The organism is Paraburkholderia translucens (assembly GCF_020881035.1).
GTDB classification, from domain to species: domain Bacteria; phylum Pseudomonadota; class Gammaproteobacteria; order Burkholderiales; family Burkholderiaceae; genus Paraburkholderia; species Paraburkholderia translucens.
Window position 1 is genome coordinate 239,150 of sequence record NZ_JAJITC010000002.1, and the last position, 17,512, is coordinate 256,661.

13 protein-coding genes are annotated in these 17,512 nt (G+C 67.0%); 7 read left to right on the plus strand and 6 right to left on the minus strand.

The window, feature by feature from the left end:
* Positions 1-20: 20 nt before the first annotated feature.
* Together LJ655_RS04285 and apbC are read right to left on the minus strand one after the other, a co-directional pair.
* On the minus strand, positions 21-557 hold the full coding sequence (locus tag LJ655_RS04285; RefSeq protein ID WP_230560016.1) for a superoxide dismutase family protein: 537 nt from the start codon (positions 555-557) through the stop codon (positions 21-23).
* A 129-nt stretch (positions 558-686) separates the two neighbouring features.
* Positions 687-1,775: an iron-sulfur cluster carrier protein ApbC gene (gene apbC / locus LJ655_RS04290; protein WP_230560017.1), complete on the minus strand. Its 1,089-nt coding sequence runs from the start codon at positions 1,773-1,775 to the stop codon at positions 687-689.
* 338 nt (positions 1,776-2,113) lie between these two features.
* Between apbC and LJ655_RS04295 the strand changes: the two genes are divergently transcribed.
* Together LJ655_RS04295 and metG are read left to right on the plus strand one after the other, a co-directional pair.
* The gene (locus LJ655_RS04295) at positions 2,114-2,767 is read left to right on the plus strand and encodes a YiaD family glycine zipper/OmpA-like lipoprotein (RefSeq protein ID WP_230560018.1); all 654 of its coding nucleotides are present in this window, start codon (positions 2,114-2,116) and stop codon (positions 2,765-2,767) included.
* A 400-nt stretch (positions 2,768-3,167) separates the two neighbouring features.
* Positions 3,168-5,300: a methionine--tRNA ligase gene (gene metG / locus LJ655_RS04300; RefSeq protein WP_230560019.1), complete on the plus strand. Its 2,133-nt coding sequence runs from the start codon at positions 3,168-3,170 to the stop codon at positions 5,298-5,300.
* Between the two features lie 123 nt (positions 5,301-5,423).
* On the opposite strand, the gene LJ655_RS04305 is transcribed toward metG, so the two are convergent.
* Both LJ655_RS04305 and LJ655_RS04310 read right to left on the minus strand, forming a co-directional pair.
* Positions 5,424-9,641 carry a translocation/assembly module TamB domain-containing protein gene (locus LJ655_RS04305; RefSeq protein ID WP_230560020.1) on the minus strand — a complete coding sequence of 1,406 codons (4,218 nt, stop codon included), beginning with the start codon at positions 9,639-9,641 and terminating at the stop codon, positions 5,424-5,426.
* A 57-nt stretch (positions 9,642-9,698) separates the two neighbouring features.
* Positions 9,699-11,549 carry an autotransporter assembly complex protein TamA gene (locus tag LJ655_RS04310; protein ID WP_230560021.1) on the minus strand — a complete coding sequence of 617 codons (1,851 nt, stop codon included), beginning with the start codon at positions 11,547-11,549 and terminating at the stop codon, positions 9,699-9,701.
* Between the two features lie 269 nt (positions 11,550-11,818).
* On the opposite strand from LJ655_RS04310, the gene LJ655_RS04315 reads away from it, so the two are divergent.
* The 4 genes from LJ655_RS04315 to panD all read left to right on the plus strand — a co-directional run bounded on the left by LJ655_RS04315 (position 11,819) and on the right by panD (position 14,448).
* Positions 11,819-12,004, plus strand: coding sequence for a DUF3460 family protein (locus LJ655_RS04315; protein WP_230560022.1), 186 nt, complete (start codon positions 11,819-11,821; stop codon positions 12,002-12,004).
* Between the two features lie 20 nt (positions 12,005-12,024).
* Positions 12,025-12,912, plus strand: coding sequence for a segregation and condensation protein A (locus tag LJ655_RS04320; protein WP_230560023.1), 888 nt, complete (start codon positions 12,025-12,027; stop codon positions 12,910-12,912).
* 273 nt (positions 12,913-13,185) lie between these two features.
* Positions 13,186-14,019 carry a pantoate--beta-alanine ligase gene (panC, locus tag LJ655_RS04325; protein WP_230560024.1) on the plus strand — a complete coding sequence of 278 codons (834 nt, stop codon included), beginning with the start codon at positions 13,186-13,188 and terminating at the stop codon, positions 14,017-14,019.
* A 42-nt stretch (positions 14,020-14,061) separates the two neighbouring features.
* Complete coding sequence (gene panD, locus LJ655_RS04330) at positions 14,062-14,448, plus strand: aspartate 1-decarboxylase (protein WP_230560025.1); 387 nt, start codon at positions 14,062-14,064, stop codon at positions 14,446-14,448.
* A 47-nt stretch (positions 14,449-14,495) separates the two neighbouring features.
* Here panD and LJ655_RS04335 read toward each other — a convergent pair whose 3' ends face one another.
* A complete protein-coding gene (locus LJ655_RS04335) occupies positions 14,496-15,134 on the minus strand; it encodes a ParA family protein (RefSeq protein WP_230560026.1) in 639 nt (212 codons plus the stop codon).
* 243 nt (positions 15,135-15,377) lie between these two features.
* On the opposite strand from LJ655_RS04335, the gene LJ655_RS04340 reads away from it, so the two are divergent.
* Positions 15,378-15,797 carry a PaaI family thioesterase gene (locus LJ655_RS04340; RefSeq protein ID WP_230560027.1) on the plus strand — a complete coding sequence of 140 codons (420 nt, stop codon included), beginning with the start codon at positions 15,378-15,380 and terminating at the stop codon, positions 15,795-15,797.
* Between the two features lie 57 nt (positions 15,798-15,854).
* Here LJ655_RS04340 and LJ655_RS04345 read toward each other — a convergent pair whose 3' ends face one another.
* Positions 15,855-17,354, minus strand: a complete 1,500-nt coding sequence (locus LJ655_RS04345; protein ID WP_230560266.1) for a cobyric acid synthase — start codon at positions 17,352-17,354, stop codon at positions 15,855-15,857.
* Between the last annotated feature and the right edge of the window lie 158 nt (positions 17,355-17,512).

A 17,512-nucleotide genomic window follows, 5' to 3' on the forward strand; every position in this document is an offset into this window, starting at 1 on the left:
TGGCGCGGCGCTCCCGCCGCTCACTGCTGACGAATCACGCCGCAGGCGATTGCCGTGCCCGCGCCATGCTGGGGGTACGCGTACGGGTCGGTCGCGTCGCGGTGCAGCAGCACCGCGCGCTGCAGCACCGAGCGGATGCCGTCGAGCGACACGTCCGGCGCGACGATGAAGCCGGTTGCCACGCCGTTCGCGTCTGCATGGATGTTGCCGAGATCGCCCTCGACGCGCGCGCCTGCCTTGAGCCGCTCGGCGGCCGGCGAAAACACCGGACCGGCGCTCGAGCCGTCGGCGGCGTTGCAGTCGCCGCGCTCGTGCACCTGCAGCGCGTGATCACTATTAGGCGTCAAGCCCGTGAGATTGTAGGTGACCTGCACGCCGTCCGAGCGCTCGATAAAGGTCACGAGGCCGTGCGCCTGATTGCCCATGGTGGGCAGCAATTGCGCGTCGGCGCGCTTTTCCTGTGGTCTCAGGAATACGCCGCAGCCGCTCAACAGCACACAGCCGGCAGTCAGGACGATGAACGCATGCACCACGTGAGCGTCGATTCGTTTTCCCATGCGATCCTCTTGCCGGCCTGGCGGCCGCCCCTGCGGCCGCCGAGCCGAACTCGTGAAGTCGACATGATACCGCGAGAGCAATTGAAAATAGGGCCGATATCCCCTCTAATCCCTTGCCCGAGCGGGCGCTCAGGTGTTTTGCACGACGATGTTCGGAAACTTCGAGCTCATGTCGCGCGCGCGCTCGGCGATATGCACCGCGACCTTGCGCGCGATCGAGCGATAGATCTCCGCGATCCGCCCGTTCGGGTCCGCCACGACCGTCGGGTTGCCCGAATCGGCCTGCTCACGGATCGTGATGTCGAGCGGCAGGCTGCCCAGCACGTCGACGCCATATTCCTTGCCCATGCGCTCGCCGCCGCCGGCGCCGAAGATGTGCTCCTCGTGACCGCAGTTCGAGCAGATATGCAGGCCCATGTTCTCGACGATGCCGAGAATCGGAATGCCGACCTTCTCGAACATCTTGAGGCCCTTCTTCGCGTCGAGCAGCGCGATGTCCTGCGGCGTCGTGACGATCACCGCGCCCGTGACCGGCACGCGCTGGGCGAGGGTCAGCTGGATGTCGCCGGTGCCGGGCGGCATGTCGACGATCAGGTAGTCGAGCTCGTGCCAGTTGGTCTGGCGCAGCAGCTGTTCGAGCGCCGAGGTCGCCATCGGGCCGCGCCACACCATCGGATTGTCCGCCTCGATCAGGAAGCCGATCGAGTTGGCCTGCACGCCGTGGCCGGTCAGCGGGTTCATCGATTTGTCGTCGGGCGATTCGGGGCGGCCCTCGATGCCGAGCATGGTCGGCAACGACGGGCCGTAAATGTCGGCGTCGAGAATGCCGACCGACGCGCCCTCGCTCGCCAGCGCCAGCGCGAGATTCACCGCGGTCGTGCTCTTGCCGACACCGCCCTTGCCCGAGGCAACGGCGACGATGTTCTTCACGCCGGGCAGCAGCTTCACGCCGCGTTGCACGGTGTGGGCAGCGATCTGCTGGGATACCTCGACTCGGACGTTCCCGACGCCGGGCACGGTGCGCAGCGCGTCGGCGAACTGCTGGCGGACCGCGTCGAACTGGCTTTTCGCCGGGTAGCCGAGCGTCACCTGCAGACTGACCGCGTCGCCCTCCACAACCACGTTGCGGATGCTCTTCGCGGCCGCGTACGGCGCGCCGGTGTTAGGGTCAGTGACGGCCGCGATGGCGGCGTCGACCAATGCCCGATCGATACTCATTGATACTCCGTGGGGAAGAGGTGCGGCGCGGTGCGATGGACGGATCGGCCACGCGGCGGAATTGCAAAAAATTGTTATGCAGGATTGCGCAAACCGGACATGCCGGGCACCCTTCGGGGCACGCGGGAAGCCGTAGGTCGCATGCCTGCGTGTTTCAGGCATTATTGTAGTGTCTGAAGGCAGACGGTGCCCGAAGACCCTTCTTCGCTGTAGGACCGCGCGGAGCAAGGCGCAGGAGTGCTCTCCGGGCAATCAGAATGGTCGTTGCACTGCCGTAACGTTCGCTGCATAGACTGATCGCTACCCGCTGATTTATTCGGACTCGAAAGGAAACGAAGATGAACGCAAAAATCATGACTCGAATGGCCGTGTTCGCCGTTGCCGGCTCTCTGCTGGCAGGCTGCGAGACCCAACAGGGCACGAACACCGCGGTCGGCACCGGCGTGGGCGCCGGCACCGGCGCCGCAATCGGCGCGATCTTCGGCGGCGGCAAGGGCGCGGCAATCGGTGCGGCCACCGGCGCCGCCGTCGGCGGTATCACCGGCTACAACTGGGAAAAAATTCGCAACCGCATGTCGGGCGCGACCCAGGGCACCGGCACGCAGATCACCGAGCAGCCGGACGGCTCGCTCAAGATGAACATCCCGAGTTCGGTCACGTTCGATACCAGCAGCTATGCAATCAAGCCGTCGTTCGCGCCGGTGCTCGATCAGCTCGCGCAAACGTTGCAGCAGAATCCGGAGATCGTCGTGTCCGTCGTCGGTCATACGGACAGCACCGGCTCGCTGCAATACAACCAGACGCTGTCGGTCAATCGTGCGGAGAGCGTGACCGGTTATCTGGCGCAACGCGGCATCGCGCCGCAGCGCCTGTCGGCCACTGGCATGGGCCCGAACCAGCCGATCGCCGACAACAACACCGAAGCCGGCCGCGCGGCGAACCGTCGCGTCGAAATTTACCTGCGCGCCACCGCCCAGCACGCGACGCAATAAAGGCAAGTCCCGAGGAGACGGCGCCGCCGGGCCGGGCCGGCTATTCAGCCGCACGAGCCCGGATGGCCGGCCAGACGGGCCGTCGGACCGGATTGCCGGCGGGACGAAAAAAATTTCGAACTCCGCGGAAAATCCGCTGTCTCTCTTTACGGTACGTGGCTGGCGAAGCCGTCACGTCACCATTCTCCTCTTGTCGTTGTTGCTCCGGGGTTTATCAACCCCGGTTTTTTTTGCCCGCACGGTTTGCACGCGGCTTCGCCTAGCGCCGCTCTTCCCTACCCGCGGCCTCTCTCCGGCCCGCCCTCGCGCCGCCCGTCCAGCCCGCCGCGCCCAGCCCGCGTGAGGCGTGCGCCCTGCTAGAATCATCGTTTCGTCCCACCGCAGGCACTCCTCGATCCATATGTCAGCACCCGCCACCGATCTCCCAGCAGGCGCGCCGTCCGGCCGCCGCCAGATTCTCGTCACGTCGGCCCTACCGTATGCAAATGGGCAGATTCATATCGGCCATCTGGTCGAATATATCCAGACGGACATCTGGGTCCGGGCGCTGCGAATGCACGGCCACGAGGTCTATTACGTCGGCGCCGACGACACGCACGGCACGCCGGTCATGCTGCGCGCGGAAAAAGAAGGCCTGACGCCGAAACAGCTGATCGATCGCGTGTGGCTGGAACACAAGCGCGACTTCGACAGCTTCGGCATTTCGTTCGACAACTACTACTCGACCGATTCCGACGAAAACCGTGTACTCAGCGAAAACGTCTACCTCGCGCTGAAGGAGGCGGGGCTGATCGACGCGCGCGAGATCGAACAGGCGTATGACCCGGTCAAGGAAATGTTCCTGCCGGACCGCTTCATCAAGGGCGAGTGCCCGAAATGCGGCGCGAAAGATCAATACGGCGACAGCTGCGAAGTCTGTGGCTCGACCTACCAGCCCACCGAGCTCATCAATCCGTACTCGGTCCTCTCGGGCGCGACCCCGATTCGCAAGACCTCGACGCACTACTTCTTCCGCCTGTCCGATCCGCGCTGTGAGAACTTCCTGCGCTCATGGGTCGGCGGCCTCGCGCAGCCGGAAGCCACCAACAAGATGCGCGAGTGGCTCGGCGACGCCGGCGAAGCGAAACTCGCCGACTGGGACATCTCACGCGACGCGCCGTACTTCGGTTTCGAGATCCCGGGCGCGCCCGGCAAGTATTTCTACGTCTGGCTCGACGCGCCGGTCGGCTATTACGCGAGCTTCCGGAATCTCGCCGAAAAACGCGGCCTCGACTTCGACGCGTGGGTCCGCAAGGGCTCCACGGCCGAGCAGTACCACTTCATCGGCAAGGACATCCTGTATTTCCACACGCTGTTCTGGCCCGCGATGCTCGAATTCTCCGGCCATCGCACGCCGACCAACGTGTTCGCGCACGGCTTTCTGACCGTCGACGGCGCGAAGATGTCGAAGTCGCGCGGTACCTTCATCACCGCGCAAAGCGTGATCGACACCGGCCTGAACCCGGAATGGCTGCGCTACTACTTCGCAGCCAAGCTGAACAGCACGATGGAGGACCTCGACCTGAACCTCGACGACTTCCAGGCGCGCGTGAACAGCGATCTGGTCGGCAAATACGTGAACATCGCGAGCCGCGCGGCCGGCTTCCTGATCAAGCGCTTCGACGGCCGCGTGCAGGACAGCGCGATGCATCATCCGCTGCTCGGCTCGCTGCGCGCGGCGCTGCCGCAGATCGCCGCGCACTACGAGGCACGCGAGTACAGCCGCGCGCTGCGTCAAACCATGGAGCTCGCCGACTCGGTCAACGCCTACGTCGATACCGCGAAGCCGTGGGATCAGGCGAAAGACCCCGCCAACGCGGTTGCGCTGCACGAGACCTGCAGCGTCAGCATCGAGGCGTTCCGCCTGCTGTCGCTGGCACTGAAGCCGGTGCTGCCGAAGCTCGCCGAAGCGGTCGAGGCATTCCTCGGCATCGAGCCGCTCGTTTGGGCCGACGCCGCCGTGCCGCTCAGCTCGGCGCGCCCGATCAACGCGTACAAGCACCTGATGACGCGCGTCGATCCCAAGCAGATCGAGGCGCTGCTCGCGGCCAATCGCGACTCCCTGCAGGCCACGCCGGAGGCGGCGCCGGCCGACGCGAAGGCCAGCTCGAAGGCTAACGCCAAGGCGGCCGCCGCGAAGGAAGAGGAGCCCGACATCATCTCGATCGACGACTTCGCGAAGGTCGATCTGCGCGTTGCGAAGATCGTCGACTGCAAGGCGGTGGAAGGCTCGGACAAGCTTCTTCAACTCACGCTCGACGTTGGCGAAGAAAAAACGCGCAACGTGTTTTCGGGCATCAAGTCCGCGTATCAGCCGGAGCAACTGATCGGCAAGCTCACCGTGATGGTCGCGAACCTCGCACCGCGCAAGATGAAGTTCGGCATGTCCGAAGGGATGGTGCTGGCCGCATCGGCTGCCGACGAGAAGGCCGAACCGGGCCTCTACGTGCTCGAGCCGCACAGCGGCGCGAAGCCCGGCATGCGCGTGAAGTGACGCGCGGCGCCGGCGGGCGCCCCACCCCGCCTCGCCGGAAGCAGGCATGAAACGGACGGCACGCTTGCCGAAGCGTGCCGTCACGCTTGCCGAAGCGTGCCGTTTTTTTTTACGGCGCCCGCATTACCACGCGATGCGATCGAAGCGCCGCGTATAGAGCACGTCGGCGCCATAGAACGTGCCGCCATACACGACCAGCGACCAGTACCGGGACAGATTGATCGTCGCCTTGATCGCGTTGCTCGCCGACTGCAGCCCCTGTTCGTAGCCGATCACGAGCCACTCGTTGATCGCCTTCGACACCATCACGACTTGCGGATCAGTCAGGCCGACGTCGCTGCGGCCGATCGAAAACTCGTCGAGCCCGACGGTCTGCGCGATCCGCTTGCCCGTCGCGCTGCCGAGCAGCGCGAGAGCCGTCGTCATCGTGCTCTGCTGGCCGAGGTTATTGCCCTGGTCGGTGCCGTGGCCGAACAGCAGCCAGGACAGCTTTTCGTTGTCCGGTACGCTCGGTTCCGACACGAGGCGGGCGACCGGCGTCTGCAGCGTGCCCGTCACCTGCACGCCGGCCTCGACCTGCTGGTTGCGGCGCATCGCCAGAATGTTGATGCCCGGATTCGTGACCGGACCGTTGAACGTGAAGAAGCCGTTCTCGATCGTCAGCTTGCGGCCGAACGCGGTGTAGGTCGAACCCGGCGTGACGCGCACGTTGCCGACCGCGCGCAGCGGTGTGTTCGGCGCGCTCGTCGCGGTGATCGTGCCAGCGAGGCCAAGATCGGCGCCCTGCCCACGGAAGCGGAAGTTGTTGCCAAGGCTGATTTCGACGTTGGCGCGCGGCGCGAACGGGCTCGCCGGCCGCTGTTCGCCTTCGGTCGGGCGCGGCCGGCCGCCCGAGCGCGTGCCGTCCGGGCGGATGATCACGACATCGTCGCCGAGGCTCGGCGCGGCCTGCTCGGGCATATCGAACAGCGCGCTGTCGACCACGAACTTGCCCTCGATCACGGGGCCCTGCCCCACCCCCCCATTCGCGACGTTCGCGCTGCCCGACAGCGACAGATGGCGATCGGGCGACGCGAACACATCGAGCTTGTCCGCGACGATGCTCGCGCTCAGATCGGGCTCCGCACTGTCGAGGCGCACCCGCCCGGTTGCGCGCAGCGTGCCGCTCGCGCCGTGGAACTCGACCTGCTGGAAGTCCACCATGTTCTGCGACAGCGCGATGCGCACGACGCCGTCCTTCAGTTGCACGCCCTGACTCACGACCGTCGCGGACAGGTCGTCGCCGGTCAGCGATCCGGTCACGTTCGGCTTCGCGACCGTGCCGCCGAGCGCGAGCTTCAGCGCGAGATGCCCTTCGAGCAGATAGCCCGGGCCGAGCAGGCCGCCCGTCGTGCGCAGCGACGGCACGTTCGCGTTCACGTTGCCCGACAGCGCGCTTTGCGGATCGAAGCTCAGCATGCCGTCGCGCATCACGAGCGGCGTGTGGGCATCGGCATCGATCACGCCGACGCGGCTCGCCTGCGCGTGCACGGTCACGTCGAGCCGGTTGCCGCCGGAGAATTCGGCGCGCGCGCGGATGGCGCCAATTCCCATCGACGCGAGCCCGCGGCCGATCTCGACCGTCACGTCACCGCTGCGCCGCCGCAGCTCGACATGGCCGCTCGCGGTTGCGCCGAGCGAAAAGTCCCAGTCGCCGTCGAATACCAGGTCGGTGCGCACGGCAGGCGACTCGCCGGTGATCTGTTGCCGCAGCTCCTGCAAGTGCGCGAGCGACACGTCGGTGAGGCTGCCGGCCGACTGGATGCGACCGCGATCGAACGCGAACGACTTCAGGGTCAGCACCGAGCCTTCGATCGTCAGGCGCGTCGCGCCGAGCGTCAGGTGCCCTGTCCCGGCGCTGACCGCGAGCGGCGATTCGAGATTGAGCGTCGGCGTACCGCGATTCTGCAGACGCGTGACGGTGCCGTCCCAGCGCGTGCCGTCACGCGTGTCGCTCAGCTTGCCGTTCGCCGCGAGCGTCAGATCGAGCGGACGGTCGCGCATCTTGCCGGTCGCGGCGGCTTCGAGCGTATGGTGCGCGCGCGTGCCGGACAGGTGGGCGCTCAGCGTGCTCAGATCGACGCCGCCCGCGCTGACATCGCGCGCGTCGGTCGTGAACGCGAGCGCGCCGTTCGCGCCGTCGCGCAACTCGGCATGGCCTTGTGCGTGACCGATGCGGTTGCTCGCGAACACGACGCTGTCCGCCTTGTAGTTCAGCGTGACATTCGGATGCGCGAACGAGCCGGTGACGTCGCCGTCGGCGGAGACCGCCCCGGCCAGGCCGAAGCCGAGCCGATCGAGCTGCGGGGCGTCGATCCCAAAGCGCAGCCGGTCGCCGGCCGCACCGAAGCTGCCTTGCAAATTCACCTGGTTGCCCGCCACTGAGAGATTGGCGTGGCTCGGCAGGATTCGCGAGCCGGCCAGCTGGATCGTGCCACCGCCCGTGAGGGGCAGGTCGTCGTAGACGCTCGGGCCGAGCGCGAATTCGGCGCGCGTCGTGAAGACCGGCGCGAGCACACCGGCCGCCGTGAGCGTGGCGTTCACGCGCGCCTCGATCCTGCGCGCGGGTGCCGCCGCTGGCCTCGCGCGATGCGCGGGCGGTGGCGTCCCGCGCCCGGGCGCTTCGGTCCGCGCGTGACGCTCGCGCTGCGCGCCGCTCGCGGCGGACGCGGCCGATGGGGTGAGCGGCGCACGCGCGGGCAGCTGCGAAGTCAGCGACAGCGGGTCGAAATCGGTCAGCTGCGCCTTCAGGTTGTAGGTCGAGTTCGCGTCGTGCTTCAGCGCGCCCGACAGATCGATGCGGCCGCGGCCCGACGTGACGCGCACGTCATTGAAGCTGGTGCGCGCCGGGTCGAAGGTGATCTTGCCTTGCGCGCGCAGCGCGGCGGCGGGGTCGGCGAGATCGAGCGTCACGGTCTGGATGTCGTCGTTCAGGCGGACCGCGATCGGGCCGGACAGTTGCGTCGGCCGCACGCTGGCCTGAAGCGCGTTCAGGTCGAGCCGCGCGACCGACAGATCGAGCTGCCCGTGCCGGCCGCTCAGCGTCCCGCCGCCGGTGAGCGTCGCGTTGCGCACGAGCCGCACGTTCAGGTTCGAGATGCTCTGCGCGTGAGCGTCAAGACGCACGTCGGCGTTCGCGTCGATCAGCGGCAGCAGTTTCTGGTCGATCGCGCCGGGTTTCGCGTTGACGATCGAGATGTGGCCCGCGACGGCAAAGCCCGCGGCGGGGCGGGCCGGCTCGTGGTGGGCGCCGAGGCCGTGGTGCGGGTGACCGGCGGCGAAGGGTTCGGCCGCGCTGCTCGCGCCGGGAGCCGCCGCCGCACCCTGCTCCACCGGCTGCAACTCCGCGCGCACGGCCAGATCGGCCAGCGGCGCACCGGGCGCGAAAGCCTGCGGATTCACGTGGTCGAAGGTCAGTGTGGCGCGTTGCAGCGGCATCGCGGCGAACGGCGCCGCCTCGATTCGCGCGTGACCGGCCAGCTTCATGCCGCTCGCATCGAGTTCGGCGACCAGCTGTTCGAGCGTGCCGCTCAGGTGGCCGGCCACCTGCACCGCCTCATCGTTGACCTTGCCCGAATAACCAACCTCGCCGGTGAGCGGAAACGGCCGCACGCCATCGAGTTTCACCGCTGCCGTCAGCGCCCCGAACGGCGTATCGAGCCGATCGACGGCCGCCTCGTGATGACGCCCGTCGCTGCGTCCATGGAATGCGAAACGCGACAGCTCCGTCGTCGACCCGCCCTGGTGCAGCAGCAGCCGCTCGACCTGCACGTCGCGGATCTCCAACTGCATCGGCAGTTGCAGATCCTGCGGCAGCTTCAGTGGCTCATTGCTGCTCGTCGACGACGCGCCGATTCGCGCCTCGATCGTGCCGACGTGCAGATAGTCGATCGTGAAACGCCACGGGTCGCGCGCGAGCGCCCAACTGCCCGCGACGCGGTCGATTCGGATGTCGGTGCCGCTGCCGTCGAGGCTGCGCCAGCGCACGTCGCTCAGTTGCACGCCGCGCGCGAGCGTGCCGCCGTCGAGCGTGCCGTCGAGTCGCCCTCCGAGCAGCCTCACCGCCGCGTGCCACGCATACGCGGTGCCGCGCTCGGTCGTCAGCGCGCCGTACAGCAGCCCGAGCGCGAGCGCCGCGAGCAGCACCAGCGTGATCACCGTACCCGCGACCGCTTTCAGCAGCAGCCAGCCCCAACGCCGCTTCGGCGGCGGCGTGTCGGGCGGCGGCTGCCCGTCCGGCGGCTCAGGCGGCGTGGGGCCGGCTGGTTGCGCGGGGGGCGGGTCGGTGACGTCGGTGGTCATGCGTGAATGCGGTGGCGAATAAGGTGGCGAGTGAGGTAGCGAAATGTTGTCAGAACGTCAGAACGCGATGCCGAGCGTGATATACGGCCGCACGCTGTTATTGCGAATCCCGTAAGCGAGATCGAGATTGACCGGGCCGACCGGGCTGCGCCAGCGCGCGCCGACGCCAACGCCCGGAAAGAACACTTTTTCGCCCCAGGTATCCGTGGCGGTGCCGATGTCGAAGAACGCCGCCGCGCCCCAACTGCGCGAGAACCAGTGCTGATATTCGACCGCGCTCGTCACCAGGTACTTGGTCGGCAGGGTCGAACCGGCCACGTCGTTACCGATGCTCTGGAAGCTGTAGCCGCGCACCGAGTTCGAGCCGCCCGCGCGGAACAGCAGCGACGCCGGAATCCCGCTCGAGCTGCCGCTCGTGAATACGCCGCCGAGCTCAGCGCGGATCAGCACGATGTCGTCGACGCCGATCGGAAAATACTGCTGGCCGCGCGCATAGCCGCGGATGAACGACTGGTTGGCGAGCAGCCCCTTGACCGCGAAGCCCGCCTCGACGTGGACCAGGTTGCCGCGGCGCGGGAACAGCGGGTCGTCGGTGTCGCGCCGCGTCCACGACCATGCCGGCACTAGCGCATGCGCGCGGGTCGGCGGCGCCGCGTTCTGGTCGAGCTTGTCGTCATAGAACAGCAGCGAGTAACCGTAGTCGAGGAACTGGGACGTGCGCGAGCGCTGCACGCCGCCGCGCAGGCTGTAGATGCGCGTGTCGGAGACGTCGGTGGTCGTGTACGAGACGAGCGCGCTATTGGTCCACCCGTGCAGGCCCGGCGGCATAGACAGCTGGATTTGCCCATATTGCTGGGTCTGGTCGGCGCGTCCCTCGACGGTGAACGGCCACGCCGCGCCGAAGGTGTTCAGATAGGTGTAGCCGCCATGCACGAGCGCGCCGTTATCGGTCGAATAGCCGACGCCGCCGCGGAAGCTGTGATATGGAAACTCCGACACTTTTACGTGCACGGGCGTGTCGAGCGGTTTGGCCGGGTCGTTGTCGAGGTCGATCGCGACGCTCGCGAAGTACGGCGTGTTCTGCAGTTGCCGCTGCAGCTCGGCGACGGTGCGCGTGTCGTAGATGTCGCCCGGCTTGATCGGATTGACGTTATGGACGATGCGCTCCGGATAGCGCCTCGTGCCCTGCACGTCGAGTTCGCCCATCGTGAAGGTCGGCCCGCTGTCATAGATCACCGACAACTGCGCCGTGTGCGTGCGCGGATCGATCAGCGCCTCGGAGTGGTAGATCTTCGCGGCGAGGTAGCGGCGCGATTGCAGCTCGCGCAGCGACGCGTTCTTCGCGTCGTCCCAGGCGCCCTGGGAGAACGGCTGGCCCTCGTGCAGCGAAAACGCGAAGCGCGTGGCGTCTTCGCGCGACGAATCCTCGGTCAGCACCGCGCCGCGAAATGACAGATCCACCGAGGTGACTTTGGTCTGCGGGCCTGGCTCGACACGCACGGTGACCTGCCGCACGTCGCTGACGGTGCGCACGTCGGTGCTGACGAGCGGGGAGAAATAGCCCTGTGTCGCGGCGAGATCGCGCACCTGTTGCGGCGTCGCGGTGATCAGGAACGAGAACTGGTCGTCCGTGACGTCGGGGCGCTCCGCGAAACGGGAAATATCGAGGTGCTGTTCGAGCAGCCGGCGCAGCGAGCGCGGCTCGGCGACCACCTCGACCTTGTAGCTCGGCGGCGTGCGCGCCGCATGGGTCTCGCCCGCGGCCAGCAGCATCAGAAGAACGAGGACGAAGGCGAAGGACACGCGCAGCCAGCGCCGCGCGAGCGCCGCGCGCTCACGCGCGCGCCCGCTCGCCTGGCCGGTCTGGCCGCGCCATGCACGCGGCCTGTCGATCGTACCTCCTGCCAAACAGGACCTCCGGCCTCAGTGGTTGAATTCCCGTGCCCGGCCGCGCTGAGCGATCGAGGCATGTTATTTGACCACAACGCGCCCCTCGCCGGCCCCTCTCGTGCCCGCCGGCCGAGCCCCGCGCTTCCTTTCAAAAAAAGGCGACCCACGGTGTTTTTAGACCGCGCGCGGGCGCATGCGGTAAAATTGCGGGCGACGGCGCGCTCCTTGCGGCGCCGCGCAGCGGCCAGACCGGAAGCCGCCACCCTACCCACCACGGACGTCGAGCCATGTATCAATCGGACATCACCCAGTTCCTGAACCAGCTCAAACAACAGAAGCCCCATCTGGAGGCCGAGCAACGCAAAGGCCGTGCGCTGCTCTGGGACAAACAGCCGATCGATCTGGAAGAGCGCGCCGAGCAGAAAGCCTCGCGCGTGGAGCAGACGCCTTACTCGTACTACCAGAACTTCTGAGCGCCCCACTCACGCCGACGATGAGTCACGCTGACGAGGCACACGGCCCGGTCCACGGCCCAGCGCCGGCGCCCGCCGACGCCGCGCTCGCCACTCCCGCCACCGATTCGACGCCCGACACGGTCGACGGCGTCGCTTTCGCGCGTCTGTACGGCGAGCCGCTGTTCAAGCTGCCGAACGACCTGTACATCCCGCCGGACGCGCTCGAGGTGTTCCTCGAGACCTTCGAGGGGCCGCTCGACCTGCTGCTGTATCTGATCCGCAAGCAGAACTTCAACGTGCTCGACATCCCGATGGCGGATGTCACCGAGCAATATCTCGGTTACGTCGAGCAACTGCGCAAGACCAATCTCGAACTCGCGTCCGAGTACCTGCTGATGGCCGCGATGCTGATCGAGATCAAATCGCGCATGCTGCTGCCGGTCAAGAAGGCCGACACCGGCGAGGAAGCCGAAGACCCGCGCGCCGAACTGGTGCGCCGTCTGCTCGAATACGAGCAGATGAAGCTCGCCGCGCAACGCATTGACCAGCTGCCCCAGCTTGGACGCGACTTCCTGCGTGCCGAGGTCTACATCGAGCAGAGCATCACGCCGCGTTTCCCGGACGTGAACAGTGAAGACCTGCGCGCCGCCTGGGCCGACGTGATCAAGCGCGCAAAGCTGGTCCAGCACCACAAGATTTCACGCGAAGAGCTGTCGGTGCGCGAGCACATGAGCCTGATCCTGCGGCAGTTGCAGAACGCGCGCTTCATCGAGTTCTCCGACCTGTTCGACACGAGCCGCGGCGTGCCGGTCGTGGTCGTGAACTTCATCGCCATGCTCGAACTGTGCCGTGAATCGCTCGTCGAAATCACGCAGGCGGAGCCGTTCGCGCCAATTTACGTGCGGCTGGCGTATCTGCCGGCCTGAGCGAGCGTCGCGCGAGGTCCGCGCGGCGGCCGCTCTGCGGGAAACTCATGGCAAACCGTCACAGCGAGACCTGGCGGACGTCAACGCTGGATCCGCGGCGAGTGCGCGGTGCGCCGCCCCGGAGCGCGGCCGCGTTTCGGTGCACCCGCTGCGCAAATCCACTACAATCCGCGCTCCGAACCCGTCATTGCCGGTGAGGCAGCGGCCCGCGCGATTCCGCCTGGTCTTGCGCCAACCGGATCGCGCGCCGCGCGAGCCATTCCCTGTCCGATCATGAAAGTCATCAGCTCGATCCATGAATTGCGCGACCAGTTGCGCGGCCAGAATCGCACGGCCTTTGTGCCGACGATGGGCAACCTGCACGAGGGCCATCTGTCGCTGATGCGCCTTGCGCGCCAGCACGGCGACCCGGTCGTGGCGAGCATCTTCGTCAACCGGCTGCAGTTCGGTCCGAACGAGGATTTCGACAAATATCCACGCACGCTCGAAGCCGACATCGAGAAACTGCAAAAGGAAGGCGTCTACGTGCTGTTTGCGCCGACCGAAAAGGATATGTATCCGGAGCCGCAGGAATACCGGGTGCATCCGCCGCATGATCTCGGCGACATTCTCGAGGGCGAGTTCCGTCCGGGTTTCTTCCACGGCGTCTGCACCGTGGTGATGAAGCTGATGTCGTGCGTGCAGCCGCGCGTCGCGGTGTTCGGCAAGAAGGATTACCAGCAGCTGATGATCGTGCGCCAGATGTGCCACCAGTTCGCCTTGCAGACCGACATCGTCGCCGCCGAGACCGTGCGCGACACCGACGGCCTCGCGCTCAGCTCGCGCAATCGGTACCTTTCGGACGCCGAGCGCGCCGAGGCGCCGATGCTGGCCGCCGAGCTCAATCGGGTGCGCGATGCGGTGCTCGCGGGCGAGCGCGACTTTGCGAAGCTCGAACAGGCGGCCAAAGCGACGCTCGCGGCGCGCGGCTGGAATCCCGATTACATCGCGATCCGCAAGCGCTCGAACCTGATCGCTCCGCCCCCGCAGGACGCCAACGCACCGCTCGTCGTGCTGGCCGCCGCGAAGCTCGGCGCGACCCGGCTCATCGACAACCTCGAAATCTGACGCCGCGACCTTCGGCGCCAACGTCGTCACACAGGATTGGTCATGCAACGCAACATGCTGAAGTCGAAGATTCACCGCGTCGCGGTCACGCACTGCGAGCTCCACTACGAGGGCTCGTGCGCGATCGACGAAGACCTGCTCGAAGCAGCGAACATCGTTGAAAACGAGCGTATCGACATCTGGAACATCAACAACGGCGAGCGCTTCTCGACCTACGCGATCAAGGGTGAGCGCGGCAGCGGGATGATTTCGCTGAACGGCTCGGCCGCGCGGCGCGCGCAGCTTGGCGATCTGGTCATCATCGCGGCGTTCGCGATGGTCGACGAGGCGGAGCTGAAAGCGGGCTGGAAGCCGGACCTCGTGTTCGTCGACGAAAACAACAAGATCAAGGGCAGCCGCGACCACGTGCCCACTCAGGCCTGGAGCTGAGCGCGGCTACGCTGGCCCCTGATTGACGGCGGGCAGCCTGCCCCGACTCAGCTCTTGCCTGCCACGCCGTTCGTCCACTCGACGATCGGCTGCCACTGCTCGAGATCCTTTTCCACCCGGCTTTTCGCGACGTCCCACAGCGTCAGGCCGTGCGCCGCGAGTTGCACGTAGTTCTGCGTGTCGCGCAGAAAGCCGAGCACCGGCAGCTTCAGCCCTTCGACGAAGCGATGCAGCTGCTCGGCCGAGCGGGTGCGCGCATCGACGCGCATGCCGACCACGCCGATTTCGATCGCGCCCTTCCTCACCGCCTTTTCCTTCGCGAGCCGCTCGAGAAAATCCTGGGTCGCGAGAATATCGAACATCGACGGCTGCAGCGGCACGATCACCTTGTCGGCGAGATCGAGCGCGATGCTCATGCGATTGCCGTGCAGGCCGGCCGGCGTGTCGATGACCGCGTGCTCGAGCCCCCTCGGCGGCTTGCCCGGCGTGTCGGGATCGACCTCCCAGGTTTCGATGAGCGGTAGCGTGGCGGGCCGCAATTCGAGCCACGCGTGCGCGGAGTGCTGCTTGTCGAGGTCGGCCAGCGCAACCCACTCGCCCGCCGCGGCGAAATAGCCCGCCAGATTGGTCGATAGCGTGCTCTTGCCCACGCCGCCCTTCGGATTCGCCACCACGATTACCGACATGAAATCTCCCGGAAAGAAGGCTGGACACCGCCAGCCGGTTTGCCGCGCTGTTGCTTCGCTCCCGCCGATCCGCTGTGACCGGCGCCGGCGGGGGGCTTCAATCGCTGTCGTTCGAAGTCGGGTTCCAGGTACCCCCACCGGTCCAGCCGTTGATAATATCGACAAATTCAGCGCGGCCGAAGCCCCCGCATCTCGAATCGGCCGCTGCAACCCGCCGTTTTCTTCCACAAGGACCTGAATCACATGAGCAAACTGCGCCCGCAATACACCGTCGAACGCTTGCAGGAGCGCCAGAAGGGCAAGCTGCCGGACCTGCTGGGCCTGCGCGTGCTGAGCGTGGACCAAGGCATGCTAACCGCCGAATTGACCGTGCGCGAGGAACTGCTCGCGCCGAACGGCTTCCTGCATGCGGCCACCGTCATCGGCCTCGCCGACACCGCCTGCGGCTATGCGTGCATTGCACATCTGCCGGAAAACGCGCGCAACTTCACGACGGTCGAGCTGAAGAGCAACTTCCTCGGCACGGCGACCGAGGGCACGATACGCGCGGTCGCGAAGGCTGCGCACCTCGGGCGCAGCACGCAGGTCTGGGATGCGACGGTCACCGATCCGGACGGCAAGACCATTGCACTGTTCCGCTGCACACAGATGGTGTTGTACTAAGCGCACCGCCCACGGCGCAATGGCATCCAACCCGATGAGCAAGACCGCCGCAAAGCATCACCCCACCGCCGCGAACAGCCTGCCTGTATCGACGTGCGCGGCGAGCGTATCGGCCAGTCGCTCCAGCGACGCCTCGCGCAACGCCGGATAGTCGACCGCCTCGGCATCGCTCAAGCCCGCCCAAGCGAGCAGCGCCGCGCAGGCGGCCGGCGTGTCGAACAGGCCATGCACGTAGGTCGCGAGAATCTGGCCATCGGCGGACAACGCGCCATCGGGACGCCCACAGTCCGCCCCCCCGTCGCCCCCTCCGGCGCGGTCGAGGCGCAGCGCCGGGGAGTCCAGTGCCGGCCCGCGCGTCTCGCCCATGTGGATCTCGTAGCCGGCGACGTCCGGCGCGCCGGGCAGCGCGAGGCGCCCGGTCACGTTCTTCAGCGTCTTGTCGCGCGTGAGCACCGTCGCATAGTCGAGCCAGCCGAAACCCGCGAAGGTGCCCGGCGCGCCCTCGACGCCATGTGGATCCGCAATCTCGCGCCCGAGCATCTGCATGCCGCCGCATATGCCAATCACGCGGCCGCCGTAGCGCAGATGCCGAGCGAGCACGTCGCCCCAGCCCTGCGCGCGCAGAAAGGCGAGGTCGCCCGGCACGTTCTTCGAACCCGGCAGAATGATCAGGTCGGCGGCCGGTGGCGGGGTACCCGCGCGCACATAGTGAAAATCGACCTGCGGATGCGCGCGCAATGCGTCGAAATCCGTGTGATTGCTGATGTGCGGCAACGCCGGCACGACCACGCGCAGCAGACGGCGGGCCGCGCCGCTCGCCGCCGAGCGCAGTTCGGGCGGCAGCATGTCCTCGGCGTCGAGTGTCAGGCCATGCAGATAGGGCACGACGCCGAGCACCGGCTTGCCGGTCTTCGCTTCGAGCCAGTCGAGCCCAGGCTGCAGCAGGCTGAGGTCGCCGCGAAAGCGGTTGATGATGAAGCCGCGCACCCGCGCCTGCTCGCTGTCGGACAAGCACGCGAGGGTGCCCGTCAGGTGCGCGAACACACCGCCGCGATCGATGTCGGCGACCAGCACCACCGGGCAATCGACCGCCTCCGCGAAACCCATGTTCGCGATGTCGCGCTCGCGCAGATTGATCTCGGCCGGACTGCCCGCGCCTTCGACGAAAATCGTGTCGTACGCCGCGCGCAGCCGCGCGTAGGACTCCAGCACCGCCTCGAACGCGACGGGTTTGTAGTCGTGATACGCGCGCGCGTCGAGATTCATGCGCGCCTTGCCGTGAATGATCACCTGCGCGCCGCGATCGCTCGTCGGCTTCAGCAGCACCGGGTTCAGATCGGTGTGGGCGTCGATGCCCGCTGCTATCGCCTGCAATGCCTGGGCGCGGCCGATCTCGCCGCCGTCGACCGTCACCGCGCTGTTCAATGCCATGTTCTGCGGCTTGAACGGCGCGACCCGCGCGCCCGCGCGCCGCGCGAGACGGCACAGGCCCGCGACCAGCGTGCTCTTGCCCGCATCGGACGTGGTGCCCTGGATCATCAGCGTGCCGCGCGGCATGGGCAAGGTGTCGGGGAGAGTCGGTGTTCGGGTCACGGCAAGGCGCTCGGATAGGAGAAAGCGGCGATATCTGAAAGCCGGGTGCGCGGCACTTGCGGCTCGCGCCTGGCGGCGGCGCAATCGAGCGGCATTATCCCACCGCGCCGGTACAATCACAC

Coding starts and splice junctions, on each gene's coding strand:
- LJ655_RS04285 (WP_230560016.1), bottom strand. CDS start 557: ATGGGAAAACGAATCGACGCTCACGTGGTGCATGCGTTCATCGTCCTG.
- apbC (WP_230560017.1), bottom strand. CDS start 1,775: ATGAGTATCGATCGGGCATTGGTCGACGCCGCCATCGCGGCCGTCACT.
- LJ655_RS04295 (WP_230560018.1), top strand. CDS start 2,114: ATGAACGCAAAAATCATGACTCGAATGGCCGTGTTCGCCGTTGCCGGC.
- metG (WP_230560019.1), top strand. CDS start 3,168: ATGTCAGCACCCGCCACCGATCTCCCAGCAGGCGCGCCGTCCGGCCGC.
- LJ655_RS04305 (WP_230560020.1), bottom strand. CDS start 9,641: ATGACCACCGACGTCACCGACCCGCCCCCCGCGCAACCAGCCGGCCCC.
- LJ655_RS04315 (WP_230560022.1), top strand. CDS start 11,819: ATGTATCAATCGGACATCACCCAGTTCCTGAACCAGCTCAAACAACAG.
- LJ655_RS04320 (WP_230560023.1), top strand. CDS start 12,025: ATGAGTCACGCTGACGAGGCACACGGCCCGGTCCACGGCCCAGCGCCG.
- panC (WP_230560024.1), top strand. CDS start 13,186: ATGAAAGTCATCAGCTCGATCCATGAATTGCGCGACCAGTTGCGCGGC.
- panD (WP_230560025.1), top strand. CDS start 14,062: ATGCAACGCAACATGCTGAAGTCGAAGATTCACCGCGTCGCGGTCACG.
- LJ655_RS04335 (WP_230560026.1), bottom strand. CDS start 15,134: ATGTCGGTAATCGTGGTGGCGAATCCGAAGGGCGGCGTGGGCAAGAGC.
- LJ655_RS04340 (WP_230560027.1), top strand. CDS start 15,378: ATGAGCAAACTGCGCCCGCAATACACCGTCGAACGCTTGCAGGAGCGC.
- LJ655_RS04345 (WP_230560266.1), bottom strand. CDS start 17,354: ATGCCGCGCGGCACGCTGATGATCCAGGGCACCACGTCCGATGCGGGC.